Source organism: Shewanella sp. AC91-MNA-CIBAN-0169 (assembly GCF_040310165.1).
Classification (GTDB): Bacteria; Pseudomonadota; Gammaproteobacteria; order Enterobacterales; family Shewanellaceae; genus Shewanella.
Genome location: NZ_JBEOPM010000015.1, coordinates 19,041 through 40,624, shown reverse-complemented (window position 1 = coordinate 40,624; position 21,584 = coordinate 19,041). Strand labels below are relative to the sequence as shown.

Below are 21,584 nucleotides of genomic sequence, written 5' to 3'. Positions count from 1 at the left end.
ATTATTCTCCTAAAGGTAGGGCTTTTTTACCGCGTATGATGGCCTCAGGTTGTTCATCTAAGGTTTCACTCAAGCTACGTAATGATCGAGCTGTGCGGCGGATTTCTTCCAAGGTATTGGTGAGTTCTATCAACAAGGGCGAGTTTTGGTCGAGTGTGTTACCTGCTTGGTTTGCAAGCTGATTCATGCTTAATAGTGTATTGCGTAATTCAGTTAAACTATGGTTCAGCGACTCAACGAGCTTGGGTTCATCATTATTTAATTGCACCAGTAAATTATCGAGTTTTAACAGTACTTCAAGCCCATTTTTACCTAACGCTGCTTGAGTGTTGTCCAAGTTAATCGCGGTGTTGTTAACGGCTTTGGCTGCATTATCAAAATTATCCAATGCTTGCTGTATTTTTCCGCTGGCAGCAATGTCACTGAGCTGCTGGGCTAAATTGTCGACATTGTTGACTAAACTTTTTAAGTTTAACGATTGCAGATCTTTGGACAACGATTCGAAATCAGTCGCGATGGTCGGCAATTCTAATAATTGGTCTTTTTCGCCATGGAATAACGGCGAGGTGTTGGGAAAGAAATCCAGTTCAACATATAGCAGTCCGGTGAGTAAACTCAGATAATTCAGCTGGGCGCGTAAGCCGTTATCGATGGCGTGTGAAAAAAACTCTTCACCTACTTGGATCCCCTTAATATTGATACGTTTCAACAATAAGTCGGCATGAACTGCAGCCGTGACACCCTGGCTACTGTCGTTAGGGAAATCGATACTGATATCGCTTATTTCACCTATTATGACCCCTTTTAATTTTACCGGTGCGCCTACCTGTAACCCTTGCACTGAACTGTTGAAAAACATCACTACCGGGGCTTTCTCTGCAAATATACGCCCCCCAGAAAAGAACAGTAATGCAATAAACACTAAGATAATAGCGCCAAAAATAAAGGCACCAATCGCGAGCGGAAGTCGTTGGCTTTTACTCATGATATCTCCGATTTTTCGGTACGATTGAGAAATTGACGAACCCTTGGCTGGCTACTGTGTATTTTTAATTCTCGTGGGTCACCACAATCGAGCATAGTATTGGTTTCATTATCCAAAAACACACAGCGAGTGCCGATTGACAATATGCTGGGCAGCTCGTGGGACACGATGATCACGGTAGAGTCTAGCGCCTGGCATATTTGCACGATTAATTGATCTAATCGCATCGAGCTAATAGGGTCTAAACCCGCAGAGGGTTCATCAAAAAATAACAATTGAGGGTCTAATGCCAGCGCCCGCGCTAATCCTGCGCGTTTGTGCATACCGCCACTTAACTCGGCAGGGTAAAACTTCTCGAAGCCCGCTAAGCCAACTAATGCTAGCTTATAGGCAACGGCTTCTGCAATTTGTCGCTCCGAAAGGTCGGTATAGAGCTGCAGGGGTAAAGCCACATTTTCGCCAAGTGACATGCTCGAAAACAATGCGCCTGTTTGGAAGGTAATCCCCCAATTTTTGAGCATTGCTAACTGCTCGGGTTCATCTGCTTCATAAAAGTTTTTGCCTTGATAGAGTACTTCACCCTTTAGTGGCGTGAGTAATCCCACCATCGATTTGAGCAAGGTTGTTTTGCCACAACCACTGCCGCCAATGACAAAAAAGATATCATTCTTGTTAATATCGAAGTTGAGTTTTTTTTGCACCTCGGTACTGCCGTAGCCGACTGATAGATTACGTACACTGATAAAGGCATCATCAACCATGGTTAGATCCCTAATTTATCGTATAAGATATTAAGCGCTGCATCGGAGACAACCAAAAAAACAATGGCCTTAACCACTGCGTGGGTCGTCGCTAAACCAACGGCATTCGAGTCACGTCCGCAAAGCAGTCCTGCCTGACAACCCGCAATCGCAATTAAAAATCCAAAAATTAAACTCTTTATTAAACCAGTGGAAATATCTACCCAATCAATCGCAACCTGGGTTTGCAAAATATATTGGGTATAACTCACGCCCATCCCGTTAGCAACTAACGCACCGCCAATCATGCCTATTACATCCGAATAAATACACATTAGTGGCATAATAAAAATTAATGCTAATAATCGCGGTAAAACCAGAAACTCCATGGTAGGAATACCCATTACTCGCAGCGCATCAATTTCTTCATTAACTTGCATGGTGCCTAACTGCGCCGCATAAGCAGCTCCGGTTCGGCCGGCCATAATAACGCCTGTCATTAAGGCGCCCATTTCACGCACCATTCCGATAGCCACTAAATTAGCCACATATACCTGGGCGCCTAATTGACGCAGCTGTACCGAGCCTAAATAAGCCAAAATCATTCCCACTAGCAGACTAATTAAGGTCACAATCGCAAGCCCTTTAGGCCCAGCTTGTTCGATAAAAAAAACGATATCACTCCGGCGAGTTCTTGCTCTGCCAACCAACCAACGCCCGAGTGCCAAAGTGCAGTTACCGACAAATACTAATCCATCGTGTACTTGTAAGCCTTGATTAATCAATCCTCGACGTAAGGTCGGCCATAGCCCGCCTAGGGCACCCTCATTAGTTGGTTGATAAACCGCAACATCGGTAGCGAGCAGCAGTAGTTGCTGCAACCCTTGAGGTGTTTGTTGAGTGTCTAGTGATAGTTTATGTTGCTCACACCAGCGAGATAATTGTAATAAGGCAATGGCGAGGCTTGAATCCCAATGAGACAACTCTGTGGTGATTAAAGTGACAGATTGGCAATTAGATGGCAGCTCAGCACAAATATCTGCGCCTAGCGGTGCTTGGCCTAATTGCCAATCACCAGCAAGGTTCAGTAAGCAGTTATCATCGTGCATGTCGATATGGAATGTTGCGAGTGTCATGCTAGACCCCCGAGCCAATATGAAATAAGTCTATTCGTTTGTTTAATAAATAGGTTAGCTTGATTTTTGATCCTGTTATCAGTGTAGACCAAGCTCGTTGATTATATTTTGACCTTGGACATATTATTTCATCAATAATGAAGCTATCACTTTGATGTATTGACGCTTTGCTACATTGAAGAAGCATTAGTTATGGACCGATGTTGTTGTGCAGAGGCAATAAAAACGGCGTTAACGATTGAACATAACCGCCGCTTGTCGTGATTTAAAGCAAATAAACTTGCGCTGACAAAATTTAACGCTAATATATACTGTTTATTTATACAGTGTGTTTTTATACAGCGTTTATTGTGTGCTGTTTATTTATACGGTTTGTATTTATACCGTACGTCTCATATTAGAGGTTGTCATATGCGCGTTATTCCCATTGCAGCCAGCGCCGGCATTACCGGTTTTGAATCTCCTGCAGCTGAGTACCTTCAGTTAGGCCTCAGCCTTGATGAGATATTAATCCAGCATCCAAGTTCCACTTTTATCGGCTTAGCCCAAGGTGAGTCGATGCAAGGTGTGGGAATATATGATGGTGACTTATTGATTGTCGATCGTCATGAAACGGCTAGAAATGGCGACGTGATAGTGGCTAATTTTAATGGTGAGTTTGTGTGTAAAATTCTCGACATGCATCGGCGAATGCTGATGTCGTCTAATGAGCAACATTTACCTGTGACCATCTGCGACTATGATGACTTTAGTATTGAAGGCGTGGTTATTCGCTCAATTCGTTGTCATCGTCAAAGCCCACTGCTTATCAGCAAAAAAGGTTAGGTAACAATGTTTGCCTTAGTCGATGCCAATGCTTTTTATTGTAGTGCAGAACAGGTTTTTCGCCCTGACTGGCGCGGCAGACCGATTATTGTACTGAGCAATAACGATGGCTGTATTGTCGCGGCTAATCGGCAAGCAAAAGAGGCGGGTATTGAGAAGTTTTTGCCTTACTTTCAAGCTAAAGCATTATGTGCCCAGCGCAATGTCATTGTGTGTTCATCTAATTATGAATTGTATGCCGATTTATCGGCAAAGATGATGGCAATAATTGGTCGTTTTGCACCAGAGCAACATGTGTACTCCATCGATGAAAGCTTCCTGTCTTTTAAACATTGTTATCCCGCAATCAAATGCCTGCATAGCCAAGGTCAGTTAATTCGCCGTGCCGTTTGGAAAGAAGCCCGCTTGGCTGTTTGTGTGGGCATGGGCCAAACGTTAACCTTAGCTAAAATAGCCAATCACGCCGCTAAAAAAATACCGGGATACCAAGGTGTGTGCGTTATCGACACTGCGCAGCAACGTAATGACATTTTACGCCAGCTTGCCGTTAAAGAGGTGTGGGGGATTGGCAGGCGCATCAGTAAAAAGCTTGAATTGATGAATATTCGCAGCGCATACGATCTCGCCTCTATGCCACCGAGTCTAGCCAGAAAACAATTTAGCATTGAAATTGAACGCACCGTACGAGAACTTAACGGCGAAGTGTGTAAACAATGGGATGAGGCTAGGGCAGATAAAAAACAAATTTTCTCCACTCGTAGTGTGGGTGAACGTATTTGCGATTTTGAATCGCTATTACAGGCATTGAGTAAACATGTTGGCATCGCAGCAAGTAAAGCTCGTCAACAAGGCTCACATTGCAAAACCATGTTGTTATTTGCCAGTAATTCGCCCCACGACGAGCGGCCTGTGAGTTATAAAGTTATTGTCCATTTTCCGTGTCCAACCAATTGCACCATTGAACTCACTAAAGCCATGACAGACGCCGCCCCGAGATTATTTAGCAATGGTGTTCGTTATTACAAAATTGGTGTAGGCCTGGTTGATTTAGCCAGCGAGAAACATTTTCAATTTGATTTATTTAATACCGCGAAGGTCAATTATGCCTTGATGGATACGCTTGACGGCATCAACCAACGATATGGCCGCGATACAGTGTTTCTGGCAGCACAAGGAATAGAACAAAAATGGGCCATGCGCCGTGATTTACTCACACCTCAATATTCAACCCAATGGAAATGCTTACCCAGCATTAAATGCTAAGGTTTTATATTACTAAGGTTTATGACTAAGGTTTATTATAACAGTGGTATTGCTCTGCCATAACACATGCAAGGTTGGGGCATTCAACTATGGCTAAACCTTAAAATGTGATTCAGCTCTGATTATCACTCTAATTAAATTGTTAATGTTGAATCGTACTCATCATATGGCCTACATAATGCGAAATACGCTGTTAAACATAGCAATGATAATTTCACTACTTGGACAATTACTTGTTCCAAGTTTTGCTATGTCTAATGAAATGGCCATGTCGGACATGCAGTCGAGTAGTATGCATCAATCAACGATGATGCAAAGTGACTGTGATACTAACGATGACTGTTGCTTAAACGATATGAGTCAATGCATTAGCCATTGTCATGCGGTCGCGAATGCATTTTTGTTATCAGCAACAAACCTCACCGGTGCTCTACTAACGAGTGCCAAAGTGAGTTCGCCTTTATGGACATCAACGCCCACCATTCTAGTGAGCCAAAATCCGCCTCCGATAGCTTAATTCTTTATGTTTATTAGTTACCCACATTAATTTATAAAGATTTTTGTTGCTTCAACTATAAGCCTCAAAAAACTATAAGCATCAAAAAGTTAACGGAGTTTATTATGAAAAAATTCATTGCGATCACACTATTATCTTTAGCCAGCTCAGCAGCAATGGCTGCCACTATCTCATTACCTGACTATTTAATCTTTACTGCGGTCGATGGCAAATCGGCATCAAATAAAAGTGAAATGGAGGTGTCTCCTGGTCAACATTTAATAGAATTACAGTTTTATGATGTGTTTTCATCAGGAGCAGATGATACGAATTTTATTAAGTCCGATGCGTTATATTGGAGTCTACATCTAACCAAAGATGAAGATATTAAAGTGCGTAGCAAAGAGATTTTCTCTTCAACCAATGCAAAGAAATTTATTGCATCACCGGTGATAACCTTAGACCGCGCCAGCGTAAAAGGTGAAAACGTCAAATTAGTTAATCACGAAGAGTTAATGGCTATTATCATGAAACAACACAGTCAAATGATGCAACAATAGTAAAATTGATAGGGCGCTTACATAGCGCTCTATCGTTATCTACATCCTCGCACGCCTTATGACAGGTAAAATACTTGTCATCATAAATAATGTCACGCGTCACAAAACTCAAACCAGAATCGAAATTATTATTGGCATATGCTAATAATAAGAGTATATATTGCATATGCCAATTACTATTATTCGATTAATTTAAGCAGATAATGCCAAGCCTCCAAAAATAAACGAAGATTCTAGGACGCTCTCGGCAAAAGCTGTTTTAAGCCCAGTGGCATGTCGATAAACCAAGTTGGAACAACTGCGTTTAATCGATTTGTTAAAAATGCACATGAGGAGACATGATGATTACTGCCATACCTATGAAAGACCAACATATTGCCAACCACTTTAGCCGTGCCGATGAGATGCTATTCATTGATGAGCAAGGCCAAGTAAAAGGGCGCTTTGCCAACCCAGCATTAACAGAAGGATGTGAGGGTAAGAAACAATTAGTCAGTATGATACTGGCAAATGGGGCGGATCGCGTCATCGTGCGCAACATTGGCCAACAGCTTTTATCTAAGTTATTAAGCCAACAATTGAGTGTATTTCACGCAAAAAATGGTCGTACTGCAATAGAGTATTTTGCCAGTAGTCATTTAGCGGACTGTGAGCCATTTACCGAGGCAAGTCAGGGGCGACCATCAATCAATAATATTGCTAAGAAAGCCACTGGTGGTTGCTGTAACCATGAGCATAACCATGACCATGATCATCAACACGCTCATGGTGAAGAAGACTGCCATAACCAATCTGACTCGGGGACACATAAACGTTGCTGTGAGTCTAAATCTAAATTGGCGAATGAAACCACAACAATGAAACGTTGCTGCAATAAAAAACATTCACTAATTGCTCATTAATGATCGCTAGGGGTGTTTTATCACAGCGCTGTGGTGGCTAGTTAAGCTTTAAACCATAGCGTTGTAATTTTCGATATAAGGTACGCACACTAATATTAAGCGTTATCGCTAATTCGGCTGGCGATCCTGCATATTGCTCACATACCTGCGAAAGGTACGCACATTCCATGTCATCTAACGTCATCAGTTCGGTGTTAAGTTTTACGGCAATTGTTTCATCCTTAGATGTGTGGCTCGGTTGAACGCTTTCAGGTAAATCACTGCTGTGTATAACATCCTCATTGGCGATAAGTGCCGATTGCTCAATAATATTTTTCAATTCGCGAATATTTCCCGGAAATGCATAACGACCCAAAAGAGTTAATGCATTGCTCGAAAACTTTTTATGTTTGTAATCAGAATATTTTATAAAGTGATTCACCAGCGTCGGAATGTCATCATAACGCTCACGTAACGACGGTAAGTAAATCGGAAATCCTGCAATGCGGTAATACAGGTCGCGCCTAAATTCACCTTTTTCTACTAAATCGAGTAAATTCTTATGGCTGGCACTGACTAGCCTAAAGTCAGAACGTTTCTGTTTTAATCCGCCGACGGCACGATAACACTGGGTTTCAAGTAACCTAAGTAACTTTACTTGCATGTTCATCGGTACATCACCAATTTCATCAAAAAACACCGTTCCACCGTGCGCTATTTCAATCAAGCCTTTTTTGCTGCTTGTCGCCCCTGTAAATGCACCTTTTTCATAGCCAAATAATTCACTTTCGAACAGATTTTCACTTAGCCCAGTGCATTCAATCACCACAAACGGTTTATCATTTCGGTTGCTGGCCTGATGTACCGCTTTAGCAACTAACTCTTTGCCTGAACCAGTTTCACCTTGTAACAGAACCGCGATATTGGATTGAGAGGCTCTATTAATCCTGTTGAGCATCTGCTTAAATGGCGCAGACTGACCGATCATGGTGCCTTTTTTTGATTCTGTCGATGCGTAATCTATGGCATCTAAAATCTCTAGATACCCCAATACCATGCCACTATTATCTTTTATAGGTTTCATTAAAATGTCGCAGTAAGACTTACCTTGCACCGTGCTGTGAATATGCACGGCACTGGCAGCTCGGTTAGTACTCTGGCATTGTAATAACGGGCATTCCTCACCGTGTTTATCGCAAGGTTGGTCACTATTATGAGAGATTTGATGGCATTTACTTTGGCCTAAAATAACGTCGTCATCATAGGTTTCGATATAGGCTTGATTAACCGCATGGATCACATAATCGGGAGTAATAAAAATCGCCGGTTTATCAATAGCGTTTATCATAGATTGTACAACGGTGGTGTTATTCATTGCTTACTCTCGCTTGCGATTCATATTAATCGGCCAACCTTTATAATGACATTAATAGCACGATAAATGTCATTACGATGTCATATTTGTCACTCATTTGTTACTCAACAACCTAGCATGGGCATCCTGTCAATTTCAATAATGTTTAAGCTAATGATTTTAAACGATTAAACCTAACTAGTGTGATATGGCACAAGCTTTGTATTGATTGTGTTATATCGCTTACGACCGAACGGTGCCCTGGCAGTAGTGAACCCATGTACGAAAATTATGCCCTGAAGTTAATGGGAATGACCCGACTTGAAGACGAGGATGACAAATAATGAAATTAACATCAAAGCACAAAAAAACGGTTTTAAATGCACGTAACATCAGTGCGTTATTAGTGATTGCTGGCATGAGCAGCCTTTGCCATGCTGAATCACTAACGCAACAGCAGGTGCTTGAACAACAGGCCAATCAACGCATTGCCGATTTTAGCCAAGCGTTAAAAGGTCAGTTACAAGCCGCAATTAAACAAGGTGGCTTAATCAATGCGGTGTCGGTGTGTAAATCGGTTGCACCTGCCATTGCCGCTGAAAACTCGAAAGAGGGCTGGACACTGACTCGAACCAGTTTACGTGTACGTAATTCAGACAATACGCCAGATGAATGGGAGTTATCGCAATTACAACAATTTGAGCTGGTGAATGCCTCAGCACAACAACCTGCAGATAAGCCAATCGTGGCGAGTGAGTTTATCGTCAATGATGGTAACACTCAGTTTCGTTATATGAAGGCCATACCAGCGCAACAATTATGTTTAGGTTGCCATGGCAGTAATATTGAACCGGAAGTGAGTGCATTGCTGAGCAAAACCTATCCAGATGATAAAGCGGTTAACTTTGCCCTTGGTGATATTCGTGGCGCATTTTCACTGAAAAAGGATATCAAAACAGCTACTCCATCGGTTACTGCTAAGCCATAGCCGAAAGCAATAGTCGAAAGTAATAGTCGAAAAAGTAATTAACAAACTACCACGGGAATAGGGCTTTATCATTAAGCCTTATTCTTCGGATCGTAAATCAAATAATGCTTATTAATTCGCTGTTTGTTGCGACTTAATCCGCAGTTTACATTGATGGTTTAATTTAACATCATGCTGTAATGATTAACCCTCCTCAGTCATTGAATCAATGATGTTGAGAATATTACCAATATTAATCTGAGGCTTTATCTGACAAATACCAGTGTATTGTGTTGGGAGTTAATGTGTCATGAGTAGAATTCGAATCGATCATTTTTATCATCAAGCTAGCCATACTCTAACGTATGTGGTGACCGATATTGCTACCCGTCAATGTGCGATTATTGATCCTGTTTTAGATTTTGACATGGCGTCTGGCACCATAAGCACGAGTTTTGCTGATAGCATCATTGAGCATATCGATGAACATGGATTTGAAGTTGAATGGATTTTAGAAACCCATGCCCACAGCGACCATATTTCTGCGGCCTGTTATATCAAGAAAAAATGTGGTGGAACAACCGGAATTGGCGAGCACATCACCAAAGTTCAACATACCTTTAAGCGATTACTGAATCTTGATGATAGTTTTAAATGTAATGGCGAACAATTTGAACAATTATTTGTGGATGAAGAACTCATTAAACTGGGTCATTTAGATATTCACATTATGCATACACCGGGTCATACACCAACCTGCGTCAGTTATCTCATTGAAGATGTTGTGTTTGTAGGCGACACCTTGTCAACGCCAGAATTAGGCACCGTTAATACTGACTTCCCCAATAGCAGCGTAATAACCTTGTACCATTCAATTCAGCGAATATTGGCATTACCTAATTGCACTAGGGTGTTTGTTGGCCATGATCCACATGCACAGAAACGTACAGATAATGGGTTAGAAACATCGGTGATTGCCCAAAAACGCTATAATAGTGTGGTAGGGGGGAATGTCACCCTAGCAGAGTTTATTAAACGGCATCAACAACGTCATATTGGCCCTGACATACAGCAACTATTATTAGCCGCGATTCAAATGAATATTCGTGCGGGTAACATGCCATTAGCTGACGGTAAGGGTAACTACTACCTTAAAATACCGCTAGATCAGCTCTAAAAATGAATACACAATCAACCATTAGCACAATCAACCATTAGCACGGTTAGCCATTAACAGCATCTGCCATCAGTAAAAAATAAGCCATGAGCCACATAATGTTGGCTCATGTTTGCGTAATTTATATTTTATGAGGCACCAATGGAAAGCCATCTTGTTGCCATTGCATCATGCCACCGGCAACAGACAGAGGTTTGCTAAACCCCATATCCTGTAATGATGCTGCCGCCAGAGCAGAACGGCCACCGGTTCGACAAATAAGATATATGTCTTTGTCAGCTAGTTCATTTAATGCCAATACCCACTCACAGTGATGACTGACTAAAGGATGCTCGTGTATTTTCATCTCTAATACGCCACGAGGAAAATTCACTGCGCCTTCTATATGGCCCGTCGTAAACTCATCATGCTCACGAACATCGATAATGATCACATCAGGGTTAAGCATTGCCGTCAGTAGTTCTTGGGTACTCACTTCAATAATGTGGGTTTTAATCTCACTTATGTATTCTTGGGCAGTTTTCATGTGTACCTCGTGATGTTAAATAATGGATTTAGTTACAATGAATAGCGCCATTAGCACTAAAAACACGGCAAATATTTTTTGTAAAATCGCTTTGGGTAAATATTGATTTATCCATTGGCCAGCAATACTGCCGACAAGTCCGCCTGCAATCATGATGGCAATAATCGACCAATCAAACTCAAACCCTTTACTTGAAAGTAATGAGTAATATTTAGCAAAACCGACCAGTGAGTTCATCGAAATAATCAGTAAGCTGGTACCAATCGCCAGTGACATTTCAATGCCGCCAAGTAACACCAGTGCAGGCACAATTAAAAAACCACCACCTACACCCACAAAACCGGTGACAATCCCAACCGCTAATCCTTGCGACAAGATTTTAGGGATATTTAGTTTGCCAGCTTGGTAGCGGCTAGATTGATTTCGCCACATCATCACCGCGCCAATGAGCATCAAAAGAACAAACACAGTAAGTTGTATGTCACTGTTAAAGAAGCTGCTGAGCCATGCGCCTAAATAGGTGCCTACCATGCCAGGTAAACCAAATAAAAACACATGAGGCCAAGAGACTTTTTTATGCTTAATAAAGCCTATGCTGCTGATTAAACTGATAGCACCCACAATGCACAATGACGAAGCGATAGCTAATTGGGGTTGCATTCCAATAAGGTAAAGCAACACCGGAACAGTAAGGATGGAGCCACCAGACCCTAATACACTCAGCACTAAACCAATTAATAATGCGCCAATGATTGCTTGTATCATCATGATTACTCTTAAGTTTAAAGCTGGTTAATCGGGATTTTTAAATACACAGTGCCGTTGTCTTCAGGGGCAGGCATTTGGCCTGCGCGAATATTGATTTGAATCGATGGCAATATCAGCCTAGGCATCGGCAATGTGGCGTCTCGTTGTTGACGAAGCGTCACAAAAGCAGATTTGGTAATAGTGTTGTTAACATGGATATTGTGTTGTTTCTGTTGGATGACTTGAGTTTTAAATTGATGCCCGCGCCCCTCAGTAGGGTAGTCATGACACACATAGATATCAGTGCTTTCTGGTAGGGTAAATAATGCCTGAATGGAATCGTACAAAGTATTGGCATCCCCACCTGGGAAATCACACCTAGCGGTACCCACATCTGGCATGAAAATGGTGTCTCCAACAAAGGCGGCTTGCTCATTAATAATATAAGCAAGATCAGCCGGAGTGTGACCCGGTGTGTGCATAACACGAATGGTCATATTACCGACTTGTAACTGCTCATTATGTTTAAATAGATGGTCAAATTGGCTGCCGTTAGGCAAAAAGCTAGCGTCTAGGTTAAATACCTTTTTAAAAGTCTGCTGGACTTCGGTGATGTGCTCGCCAATACCAATTTGGCCACCAATTTTGTCACGTAAATAACTGGCAGCAGATAAATGATCGGCATGAGCATGGGTTTCAAGTATCCATTTGACGGTTAACGCTTGGCGATCAATCCAATGTAAAACCCGATTGGCATTTCGTGTGTCTGTTCGACCTGATTTATAATCAAAGTCTAAAACAGGGTCAATAATCACAGCAAACGATGTGGTATTATCAGCAACAACATAAGTGAACGTTTCACTGTCTTCATCTAAAAATTCATGGACACTAAAGGTTGAAATCATCACAAGCTCCTGTTAAATAGTGCACAGGGACTAAGCGTCCCAGTGCTTGCCACGGGTTAAAGCGACTTCTTACTAAAATACCAATCTACGTAATGATAACCCTGGGATAAACGTGCTTTAGCGTCAGCAGTTGTTGCTGGTGGTGGCACAATAACGTCATCGCCAGGTTGCCAGTTTTCTGGGGTAGCAACGCCATTGGCATCACTGGTTTGCAGTGCTTTTACTAATCGAACAAATTCATCTATAGAACGACCATTACTCATTGGGTAATACACCATGGCACGCAGCACACCTTCGGGATCGATAATAAAGGTTGCGCGAACGGCAGCGGTGTCACTCGCACCGGGTTGGATCATGCCGTAGGCTTTAGCCACTTCCATTGATAAGTCGGAAATAATCGGGAAGGTAATTTCAACGCCAAAGTTTTCTTCAATGTTACGTACCCAAGCGATATGGGAATGAACACTGTCGATAGATAAACCGAGTAACTCAGTATTAAGCTTGGCAAATTCTTCTGCACGTTGAGCAAACCCAATAAACTCAGTCGTACACACAGGGGTAAAATCCGCAGGATGAGAGAACAACACTAGCCACTTACCTTTATAGTCAGTAAGTGAGCGCATGCCATGTGTTGTCTTGGTATTAAAGGCCGGAGCGGGTCGGTTTAATTGCGGAAAAGAAACAATAGAATCAGTCATGTTATTACTCCAAAAAAATGGTTAAGTTAATGCAACTCTAATCTGTAAAATAGATTGCAAACATACTTAGTAATAGCAATTGCTAGGCCAATATCTGTTAGATGATAATAAATAACGTAAATAAAATAAGTATCTGATTTTATTAATTAAAAATTTAGATGTGATTAGTTGTTAGATAATTTTTACATTATCCACACAATAAGTTGTATTTAACTCGTGTCATAAATGGCACAAAAGACAAAAATGACCACGTTAATTGTCGCAATAGCAAAACCGATCAAGCGATACAGGTGTTAGCAGTAAGGTTTCTGAAGTGAGTAATTAACAAATCTGTGCATAAAGCCGCATTATATGGATTAGAAATAGAGCTGATTGCGGAACAAAAATTTATTTAACGATAGCAATGTGAAGCGGGTCTTGATTATGCTTGTGAAGCCTATACCGTAATATCATTTAGGTTTATATTTTCGTAATCAAATATATGACTTATAAAGAGTAATTCGTAAATGGAATTGGCCAAGCTTTCACGTATCAGTATGAAACACTTGATCACTTTGCATGTGATGCTTGATACCCTCAGTGTCACAGCCTGTGCTGAACGGTTATGTTTAAGCCCATCGTCGGTGAGTAAAACCTTAAGTCAGCTAAGAGAAAGTTTGCATGATGAATTATTCTATCGTCATGGCAATTCACTCATCGCCACTGCATTAGCACGACGACTAGGCCCAAGTGTGAAGCAGATGATTAATGATATGAATCAGATCATGAACCAGGATGTGTTCAAGCCACAACATTATCAAGGTAGCTTTTCACTGGCGATGCGCGAAAGCACATTTGAGTTATTAGCCGCCACATTAACGGCTCATATTCTCAACTTAGCGCCCAATATCCATATCGATATTTACAATAAAGACAACATCGGCTTTGAGGGCTTAGTAAAAGGCTCGTTGGATTTTATTCTTTTGCCACATGACTTAAGCCAACCAACCAATGTCGATGAAGACTTAGTCTGGGAAACCTTAATCAACGATGAAATGGTCTGCCTAATGAGTGCTAGCCATCCACTGGCGTCACAGCAGACTATTAGCCTTGATGACTACTTAAATTTCAGCCACATCGGCATAACAGATACTGATTTGAGCACACCTTTTTTTGATATTTTACTGGCACAACAATCTAAAAAACGGGCGATACCGATTTCGGTACCTGACTTTGGCAGCGCAGCGTTAATGTGCCATCACAGTGAACTGCTATTTACCTGTTCGCGCCACTGGGCCTCAATAGCCAAGCAAGCCCAAGGATTATTGATTAAACCGTTACCGATCGATTATGGCAAAGTTGCTTATAGCCTTGTGTGGCATCGGCAAAGTATGAACGATCCTGCTCATCGTTGGCTGTATGAACAAATATTGCTGTGCAGTCGTTAAGCGCACCAATACGATTTTATGTATTGATTAAATGGTACTTTATCAATGAATTGATTTGGTATTAAGTTGCAGCAAAGCCATCCTAGCCATATGTTCAACCTCAGTTGCATATAGACGTTACCTAAAGAAGTTACCAATAGAAGTTACCTATGGACGCTAAATGTAGGTGTTAAATATAGGTACTAAATATAGCGATTAGATATACAGCGACGGCAAGACGATATTGGTGACTCCTCGCTGAGTAAGTTGATTTGCTAAACGTGCTATATCCGCTTGAGTACATTGTGGCCATGTAGAGCCTACGCCTATAACACCATGATGATGAAACGCATTTAACTTCACCCGAGTCTCTGTGGGGAGGTTAGATAAATACCCGCCTAGGGCGTCAATATCATGCTCATAATCAGTGATGCCGGGAATGTGTAACAGTCTTACTTCATACAGTTTATTGTGCTGAGCCAGTAACTCAATTGACGTAAACACCGAATGGTTATCACGCCCAGTGATGTAATGATGGGTATCTTGTTGCCATGCTTTTAAATCAACCATTGCGCCATCTAAAAATGGCAGTAGCTTATCCCAACCTGTTGAGCTCAAACTGCCATTGGTGTCGAGCATACAACTGAGATGCGATAAATGTTCTGAGGACTTTATCGCACTAAAAAGCTCAATAATAAAAGGCAATTGTAAGCTCGCTTCACCACCACTGAGTGTAATTCCATTGATAAAATGACGTTGTCCGTAGATAACCTCTAGCATTTGTTCAACGGTGTAATGAGACGTTTTAGGCGTCGATTGTCTAGAGCATCCCGCAAGGCAAGTATCGCATTGGCTGCATTTGGTGCTGTCCCAGACAATATGGGGCTTACTTGGCGAACTACATGGAGAATGATTAACTGGTATTAGATCTCCATGTAACGACATTTCTTGTGACCGCATTTGGGGTAACGGCATAGCTTGTGAATGAATAAGACTAAGTGCCTGTTCAGGGCAACTATCAATGCAGTCACCACAAGCATCACACAAACTGATGGTGTGAGGATTATGACAATTTTTGCATTGATAGTTGCAGCCTTGCAAAAATATCACCAAACGACTGCCAGGCCCGTCGACACAGGAAAATGGCAATATTTGACTGACAACGGCATGTTTACTCATGAATAAAAGGAGCTTGTTCGTGAGCAATTACCCGAGCTTGGCGTTGAAGTATCCCCGTATTGATTGCGGCTTCTGCTGCTAACCCTGTGGTGTTGGTGCGTGAACCGCATTGCTTAAAAGTCTCAATGTCTGAGCGTTTAACCATATAACCAGTAACACGGACTAAATCGTTATTAGTAACATTGGCACTAAACTCTCTAAAACCTGAACTAAGGGCGCCTTTACAGAGTTGGAACATCGCTTGAGGATTAGCTTTAACGGTTTCATCTATGGTTAAAATATCGCTTATCCCAGCAGTATAATATTGATGATGTTTAGCTAGTGCTTGAATATGACTAATAGGGTCTGGTTCTGAGCCATAGGGAATACGCACGCCAGGGGTGACATTTTTATCCAAACTAATGCCACTTTGAGAATGCAATAAGGCGCGACCGTTATAACCGTAAGTGACTGGTGTCGACTTTACTATGTTGTCTAAAGCTGCAGATATTCCGAGTCCAAGTTCATTTGCATCTGGGTTATGGCCGTAGCCTGTATTGGGTTTGCTTGCGACATTGGTAGTTGTAATCTCAGCAGCATTAGGTAGTAAGGCTTGTAAAATATTGACCGCTTCAGCCATACCATAAATACCGAACATAGGTGCAAAGCGAGATTCATCGATCAACTGTTCCTTAACTAAAAAACTGTCAAAGAAATGAGATTGTTGGTGTAAAAATGCAGAACGAGCTTCAATAAGCTCGAATGCGAGTTGGCTGTAATATGGCAGCGTTTGGGCAAAAAAATCATCAATACTGTTAGCGTTTAGAGCGACTTCTTTGAGGTTAACCCGCACCAAGGTATTGGCGCCGCCAGCTAACGGTAATGCGTTATAACAACTGACAATCCCAAAGCCACGAGTATCGAAGGCGTCGGCATGTAGCGGATAGTTGGCAATGTGAGGTTTACCGCATTGACAAATATTGCTGGTGGCCTGAAATAATAAATCATCTGGCGTTACGGCAGGGTCATACATAAAGGTTAAATTGGGCGCAATTTGTTGTAATTCTGCATCTATTCTCAAAATGGTTCGGCAAATAATGTTATCAGTTGGGCCAATATTCACATGCATAAACGCATCGGGTAACGTGCGGTCGAGTAATATCCAAAAACGCTTGAGCTTACGATAGATGGCTTCAGCATCAAGCCCCTGTGTAAAAGGCATTAATAACGCATCTAATTGGCCTAAGTAAACCGGGATATTGGTCACCGATGGCACATGAAAATAAAGAATGGTTAATGCATTTAAGGCGTCATCAAAGTCTTCGGCGGGCGACAGCTCCAAATACTCAGATCCTTGCTGCAGGTATTTGGCATAATCTGGCAACACATAACGCGGTTTAAATGGCGCATGACCTTCAAACATATCGCAGATAATACCTTGTTTCATTGCATTATTTACCTGCTCAGACACCGCCACATAAGGCAGACTATTTTCAGCTTCTAATGCTAAATAGTTGGATTTTTGCTTAGGAGAAAGGTGAGGGTGGGAGACATTTTTCTCAATGTTATCTTGTAATGTCATGATGAAACTCACTTCTTATAGACTAATGCTTGATAACAACTAATCTACTCAAAGGCAGGATGTTTAAACAGTGAAAATAGCCGACGTTGGCATTGATAAAATCGAAATCCGATGATGAAGATCACATCCCAAATGACAGAACATATTGGCTAGTGAGTCATGAACCCTATAAACAAAGAGTGGCAGAAAAATCGTAATCGATAAAGAGGAACGTTATTAGATTATTACATTACTAATGTTATTACGTTGCTGGGCGTTGGGCGGTTAAACCAGAAATGATGTGAAATATGGCTAACGCTTTTTAAGTAGGTTGTTACTGGCTTTGTAGCAAAACTAACAGGCTTAATCCAAACAATAAACTTCAGTTCTATTTCTTCCAAGTGCTTTGGCTTTATACATAGCCTTATCCGCTTGAGTAAATAAATCTGTAAACAGTGTTTTATCATCACAAATACTGACCCCAATACTGACGGTTAGCACGCCGTCACCCACTTTAATTTGCGTGATGCTATCTTGGAGCCGGTTACAAAATAATAAAGTATCACTTTTGTTGGAGTCTGGTAGCAAGATCAAAAATTCTTCGCCGCCAAAGCGAGAGACAAGATCGGTTTGTCGACAAAAGCCCTTCAAAATATGCCCGAGTTCTTTCAGTACTCGATCGCCTTCTAAATGACCAAAACTGTCATTAATAATTTTAAAATGATCGACATCTAACACTAATAAACCAACAGATTGTTCCGATCTAGCAGCCTGTTCAAGCGCTAACGTACAACGATATTTCATTTCTCTTCTATTTAATAGCTGCGTTAACTCGTCAGTTGAAGCAAGCAATTTTAATTTTTCAGCTTGCTCCTCAAGTTTTTTTCTTGTTTTTATTAACTCATCATAAAGTTGGTCTCTCTTGGAGGCATTGAAAAAACTCCAATAAATACAGCCGTCATCGCTTAAACGAGCATTCACTGTTATCGGAATTCGTAGCCCGTCAGCATTAAAAATAATCAACTGCATTTCTTCACAAATTTGTTCGTGTAAAAGTGTTGGAATTAAATAACTTTGAAAAAATATGCGGGAAGATTGGGTAAAGATAATATCCGCATTTTTGCCTATCAGTTGCTCTGGATTCCACAATAGTTCGTCGGTAAAGTATGAGTTTACATAAATAATAATGTTGGCTGCATTGGTGACTAACGCACCACACTGGAAACTATCTGGGGAGTGCTCAAATGTTTTATTACTTTCGATTTTACTATTTTTTGTCGTGATCATTTTGCGAATTTCATTATCGATTTTAAAATTTCTTCAGGATGAGTCATATGCAAGCAATGACCATGAGCAGCGATAATGTTAAGTTCGCTATGGGGTATTTCGCTCGCAATAAACTCACCAACAGATGTTGCTGCCAGGGCATCATTTTCACTTTGTAAAATTAAACACGGTTGTTTAATCTCTTTTAGTAGATAACGATAATCAGATAAAAAAGTCGCTTCAGCAAAGTTCTTCGCAATAACCGGGTCGGTAGAACAAAAACTGCCTGATAATTCACCAATTAGCTCATCAGAATTGGTTGTTCCCATTACTAACGGAGCTAAATAATTAGCCCAGCCAATATAATTTTTGTCCATTAGATTTAACAACTCGAGTAAGTCTTCTTTATCGAAACCGCCAAAATATTCAGGAGGAAAATTTAAAAAACAGGGTGAAGGACATACCATTACCAGCTTAGAAAATAGCTCAGGTTTTTGAATTGCAGCAATTGCACCAATAATACTGCTCACGGAATGCCCTATGAAAATAGCGTCAGTTAAGTGCAAAGCGTCACATACTTCGATGATGTCTTCTGCATATCCTTCAAGTTGACCATAACGTTTTCTACTGTATTGAGAGATATCAGAAGCACCTGAACCAACATAATCAAATAGCACAATAGTAAAATGCTTCATCAGTTCAGGGGTTACAAAACGCCACATATTTTGATCGCAACCAAACCCATGTGCGAGAACTAAGGTTTTGCTACCATTACCGATTAATTTAACATTATTTCTAACAAGAACAGCATTTGAATGAGACATGATTTTTCCATTTTTACCAGGTGACCAATGATGACTACCTGCTGGATTTATTGGCTAAACAGTAGAAGTTTAACGGGTAAAAGTAAAATACCAACACTATGAAAATCAAAATGAACTTTTTAATCGCCTGATCATAGTTTTTTAGGTAAACATAAATTATTAACCAGCTCGTTATGAATCACAACCAAGAGAACATAATATCTTATGTAGGCAAACCTGATTGAATCCCATTAGTTACAACAATGTTAACGTCACTGTTGAAGTATACACAATGAACACTGCTATAACTATATATCCCTAAAAGGGCGTAACGTTAGCTAGTGTCGTCTGATAACGGTTTAATAAAAGCAGTTAGCACCGTGAGTTGATTAAACAGACGTTTTTAAACAGATGGATAGAACAATAAAACTAAATTACAATGTACGACTTTTGCTTTAAAAACTCACGCTATAACAAGAAAATAACGGCGTACTATCTGAGGAACACCTTTAATTGAGAGCATCAATCTTCCTTATTGCGGCAGGTTTTATCCTGTTGAGTGGTTGCCAAACTGTTGTTGTAGAAGATGCCAAAGCAGAAAAAAGTCTTGGTGGTGTAAATAAACCAACATCATTAAAGGTTCCTAAGTTGTTAGCTAGACGGAATTATCAAGACAGCGGTGATGTATGGGAACGCATTCGATATTCAATGGATATGCCCATTCCAGATCAACAATTAGTTAACCAATATCGTGATTGGTATATTAATAATCCACAGCATCTCGAGCAGATTTCACAGCGCGCCAAGCCGTTTTTATATTTAATCGTCCAAGAGTTTGAACATCGAGATTTACCTATCGAACTGGCCTTACTCCCTATAGTAGAAAGTTCGTTTAATCCTGTTGCTTATTCCAGTGCCGACGCATCAGGCCTGTGGCAATTTACCTCACCCATGGCCAGCCATTTTGGACTAGAGATGAATTGGTGGTATGACGGCAGAAAAGATGTGCCTGCTGCAACCACCGCTGCATTAGATATGCTCGAATACTTGTATAAAAAAACCGACAACTGGTTATATGCACTAGCCGCATACAATGCTGGTGAAGGTCGTTTACGTGAGGCTATTAGATATAATGAAGCAAGAGGGCTGAGCACCGACTTTTGGTCTTTACCATTACCTAAGGAAACTCGGCAATACGTACCACAATTGCTGGCAATAGCAGATGTGATTAAACATTCTGAAAGCTACGGCATCAGTCTTAAATCCATTCCTAATAAACCACTAGTTGAAGTAATTGATGTCGGAAGCCAAATTGACATCGCAGTTGCTGCCGATCTAGCCAATATATCCATTGCTCGGTTACAAAAATTGAATCCAGGGTTTAATCGCTGGGCAACATCACCCGATGGACCGCATCAGTTGATAGTGCCAGTGAGTAAAGTCAGTGAGTTTAAACAAGCTCTTGCGGATACTGATATTAGCGCTAGAGTAAAATGGTTTAAATATCAGATTAGAGCTGGCGATAATATTAGTGTCATTGCAAAACGTCACCTTACAACGGTGTCAGAAATAAAAGCGATGAATGACATTAATGGCGATAAGATCGTTGCGGGTCAATTTTTGTATATGCCACAAGCTGCATCGGGCATGACACCCTTAGTCGAACTGGCTACAACACAAAACGCCCAAGTCTCTACACCAAAGCAAGCTGCACCAAGCAAACAGCCAAGGATTATTACAACATCTAATCAGTCAACAGTTCAAAGCGATCACACGGTAAAATATGGCGACACACTGTGGAGTATTGCCAAAGTGTATAAGGTCAGTGTGGACCAAATTATCGCTTGGAACAAAATGACAGACAAAGACAAATTAACGGTAGGTAAAACCCTGCAGTTTTATCATCAACCCTTCAAACAACAGCAGAGCCAGTTGTAAGCCTGTTGTTTAAAAACTCATAAGCACAATAGCTCAAATGTTGTAAAAGTTGAGCGTTACATAACTCTGAGTATTTACCGATTTAACCTAGTGAAGCACATCGAAATCCAGCTGTGCATATGGACACTTTTGATTATAAAAATCGATCATTCATGTTTAATAGAGTGATACACAATGCTTGAGGTCATGTTA

At 41.0% G+C, this 21,584-nt stretch carries 21 protein-coding genes; 9 read left to right on the top strand and 12 right to left on the bottom strand.

Going from position 1 to position 21,584, the window contains the following annotated elements; all coding sequences use genetic code 11:
- Position 1 precedes the first annotated feature (1 nt).
- Genes AAEY98_RS13720 through AAEY98_RS13710 form a run of 3 tightly spaced genes read right to left on the bottom strand, consistent with a single transcriptional unit; the run spans position 2 to position 2,861 of the window.
- A complete protein-coding gene (locus tag AAEY98_RS13720; protein WP_192114874.1) occupies positions 2-985 on the bottom strand; it encodes an MlaD family protein in 984 nt (327 codons plus the stop codon).
- On the bottom strand, positions 982-1,746 hold the full coding sequence (locus AAEY98_RS13715) for an ABC transporter ATP-binding protein (RefSeq protein WP_351017616.1): 765 nt from the start codon (positions 1,744-1,746) through the stop codon (positions 982-984). The genes AAEY98_RS13720 and AAEY98_RS13715 overlap by 4 nt, the downstream gene beginning before the upstream one ends.
- A 2-nt stretch (positions 1,747-1,748) precedes the next feature.
- On the bottom strand, positions 1,749-2,861 hold the full coding sequence (locus tag AAEY98_RS13710; protein ID WP_101088332.1) for an MlaE family ABC transporter permease: 1,113 nt from the start codon (positions 2,859-2,861) through the stop codon (positions 1,749-1,751).
- Between the two features lie 411 nt (positions 2,862-3,272).
- Between AAEY98_RS13710 and AAEY98_RS13705 the strand changes: the two genes are divergently transcribed.
- The 5 genes from AAEY98_RS13705 (at position 3,273) to AAEY98_RS13685 (ending at position 6,907) form a co-directional block, all read left to right on the top strand.
- The gene (locus AAEY98_RS13705) at positions 3,273-3,686 is read left to right on the top strand and encodes a LexA family protein (protein WP_011637424.1); all 414 of its coding nucleotides are present in this window, start codon (positions 3,273-3,275) and stop codon (positions 3,684-3,686) included.
- Positions 3,687-3,692: 6 nt separating this feature from the next.
- Positions 3,693-4,949, top strand: a complete 1,257-nt coding sequence (locus AAEY98_RS13700) for a Y-family DNA polymerase (protein WP_192114876.1) — start codon at positions 3,693-3,695, stop codon at positions 4,947-4,949.
- A 178-nt stretch (positions 4,950-5,127) separates the two neighbouring features.
- Positions 5,128-5,466 (top strand): hypothetical protein, encoded by a 339-nt coding sequence (locus tag AAEY98_RS13695; RefSeq protein WP_350999970.1) that lies wholly within the window; start codon positions 5,128-5,130, stop codon positions 5,464-5,466.
- 104 nt (positions 5,467-5,570) lie between these two features.
- Positions 5,571-6,005 carry a DUF2057 family protein gene (locus AAEY98_RS13690; RefSeq protein WP_351017612.1) on the top strand — a complete coding sequence of 145 codons (435 nt, stop codon included), beginning with the start codon at positions 5,571-5,573 and terminating at the stop codon, positions 6,003-6,005.
- A gap of 338 nt (positions 6,006-6,343) precedes the next feature.
- The gene (locus AAEY98_RS13685) at positions 6,344-6,907 is read left to right on the top strand and encodes a NifB/NifX family molybdenum-iron cluster-binding protein (protein ID WP_351017609.1); all 564 of its coding nucleotides are present in this window, start codon (positions 6,344-6,346) and stop codon (positions 6,905-6,907) included.
- Positions 6,908-6,944: 37 nt separating this feature from the next.
- Here AAEY98_RS13685 and AAEY98_RS13680 read toward each other — a convergent pair whose 3' ends face one another.
- On the bottom strand, positions 6,945-8,261 hold the full coding sequence (locus tag AAEY98_RS13680) for a sigma-54 interaction domain-containing protein (protein WP_182744446.1): 1,317 nt from the start codon (positions 8,259-8,261) through the stop codon (positions 6,945-6,947).
- 322 nt (positions 8,262-8,583) lie between these two features.
- On the opposite strand from AAEY98_RS13680, the gene AAEY98_RS13675 reads away from it, so the two are divergent.
- Positions 8,584-9,228 (top strand): Tll0287-like domain-containing protein, encoded by a 645-nt coding sequence (locus AAEY98_RS13675; RefSeq protein WP_351017606.1) that lies wholly within the window; start codon positions 8,584-8,586, stop codon positions 9,226-9,228.
- 289 nt (positions 9,229-9,517) lie between these two features.
- Positions 9,518-10,384, top strand: coding sequence for an MBL fold metallo-hydrolase (locus AAEY98_RS13670; protein WP_351017603.1), 867 nt, complete (start codon positions 9,518-9,520; stop codon positions 10,382-10,384).
- A 121-nt stretch (positions 10,385-10,505) separates the two neighbouring features.
- On the opposite strand, the gene AAEY98_RS13665 is transcribed toward AAEY98_RS13670, so the two are convergent.
- From AAEY98_RS13665 to AAEY98_RS13650, 4 genes are read right to left on the bottom strand one after another with little or no spacing between them, the layout of a single operon-like run.
- On the bottom strand, positions 10,506-10,910 hold the full coding sequence (locus AAEY98_RS13665; protein ID WP_101088325.1) for a rhodanese-like domain-containing protein: 405 nt from the start codon (positions 10,908-10,910) through the stop codon (positions 10,506-10,508).
- A 15-nt stretch (positions 10,911-10,925) separates the two neighbouring features.
- Positions 10,926-11,678, bottom strand: a complete 753-nt coding sequence (locus tag AAEY98_RS13660) for a sulfite exporter TauE/SafE family protein (RefSeq protein WP_351017600.1) — start codon at positions 11,676-11,678, stop codon at positions 10,926-10,928.
- A gap of 14 nt (positions 11,679-11,692) precedes the next feature.
- A complete protein-coding gene (locus AAEY98_RS13655) occupies positions 11,693-12,562 on the bottom strand; it encodes an MBL fold metallo-hydrolase (protein ID WP_351017597.1) in 870 nt (289 codons plus the stop codon).
- Between the two features lie 56 nt (positions 12,563-12,618).
- Entirely contained in the window at positions 12,619-13,260 is a 642-nt protein-coding gene (locus AAEY98_RS13650; RefSeq protein WP_351017594.1) for a peroxiredoxin, read from the bottom strand.
- A gap of 506 nt (positions 13,261-13,766) precedes the next feature.
- On the opposite strand from AAEY98_RS13650, the gene AAEY98_RS13645 reads away from it, so the two are divergent.
- Positions 13,767-14,687 (top strand): LysR family transcriptional regulator, encoded by a 921-nt coding sequence (locus AAEY98_RS13645; protein WP_192114887.1) that lies wholly within the window; start codon positions 13,767-13,769, stop codon positions 14,685-14,687.
- A gap of 195 nt (positions 14,688-14,882) precedes the next feature.
- Here the strand turns inward: AAEY98_RS13645 and AAEY98_RS13640 are convergent, their stop codons facing one another.
- From AAEY98_RS13640 to AAEY98_RS13625, 4 genes are all read right to left on the bottom strand, one after another.
- Positions 14,883-15,845: a YjjW family glycine radical enzyme activase gene (locus tag AAEY98_RS13640; RefSeq protein ID WP_351017591.1), complete on the bottom strand. Its 963-nt coding sequence runs from the start codon at positions 15,843-15,845 to the stop codon at positions 14,883-14,885.
- Entirely contained in the window at positions 15,838-17,406 is a 1,569-nt protein-coding gene (locus tag AAEY98_RS13635; protein WP_351017588.1) for a YjjI family glycine radical enzyme, read from the bottom strand. Before AAEY98_RS13635 ends, AAEY98_RS13640 begins: the two co-directional genes overlap by 8 nt.
- Positions 17,407-17,748: 342 nt before the next feature.
- A complete protein-coding gene (locus AAEY98_RS13630) occupies positions 17,749-18,672 on the bottom strand; it encodes a sensor domain-containing diguanylate cyclase (protein WP_335692353.1) in 924 nt (307 codons plus the stop codon).
- Positions 18,669-19,475: an alpha/beta fold hydrolase gene (locus AAEY98_RS13625; RefSeq protein WP_351011207.1), complete on the bottom strand. Its 807-nt coding sequence runs from the start codon at positions 19,473-19,475 to the stop codon at positions 18,669-18,671. Before AAEY98_RS13625 ends, AAEY98_RS13630 begins: the two co-directional genes overlap by 4 nt.
- 492 nt (positions 19,476-19,967) lie before the next feature.
- Here AAEY98_RS13625 and AAEY98_RS13620 point away from each other — a divergent pair, with 492 nt between their 5' ends.
- Positions 19,968-21,392, top strand: coding sequence for a LysM peptidoglycan-binding domain-containing protein (locus AAEY98_RS13620; RefSeq protein WP_351017584.1), 1,425 nt, complete (start codon positions 19,968-19,970; stop codon positions 21,390-21,392).
- Positions 21,393-21,584 lie beyond the last annotated feature (192 nt).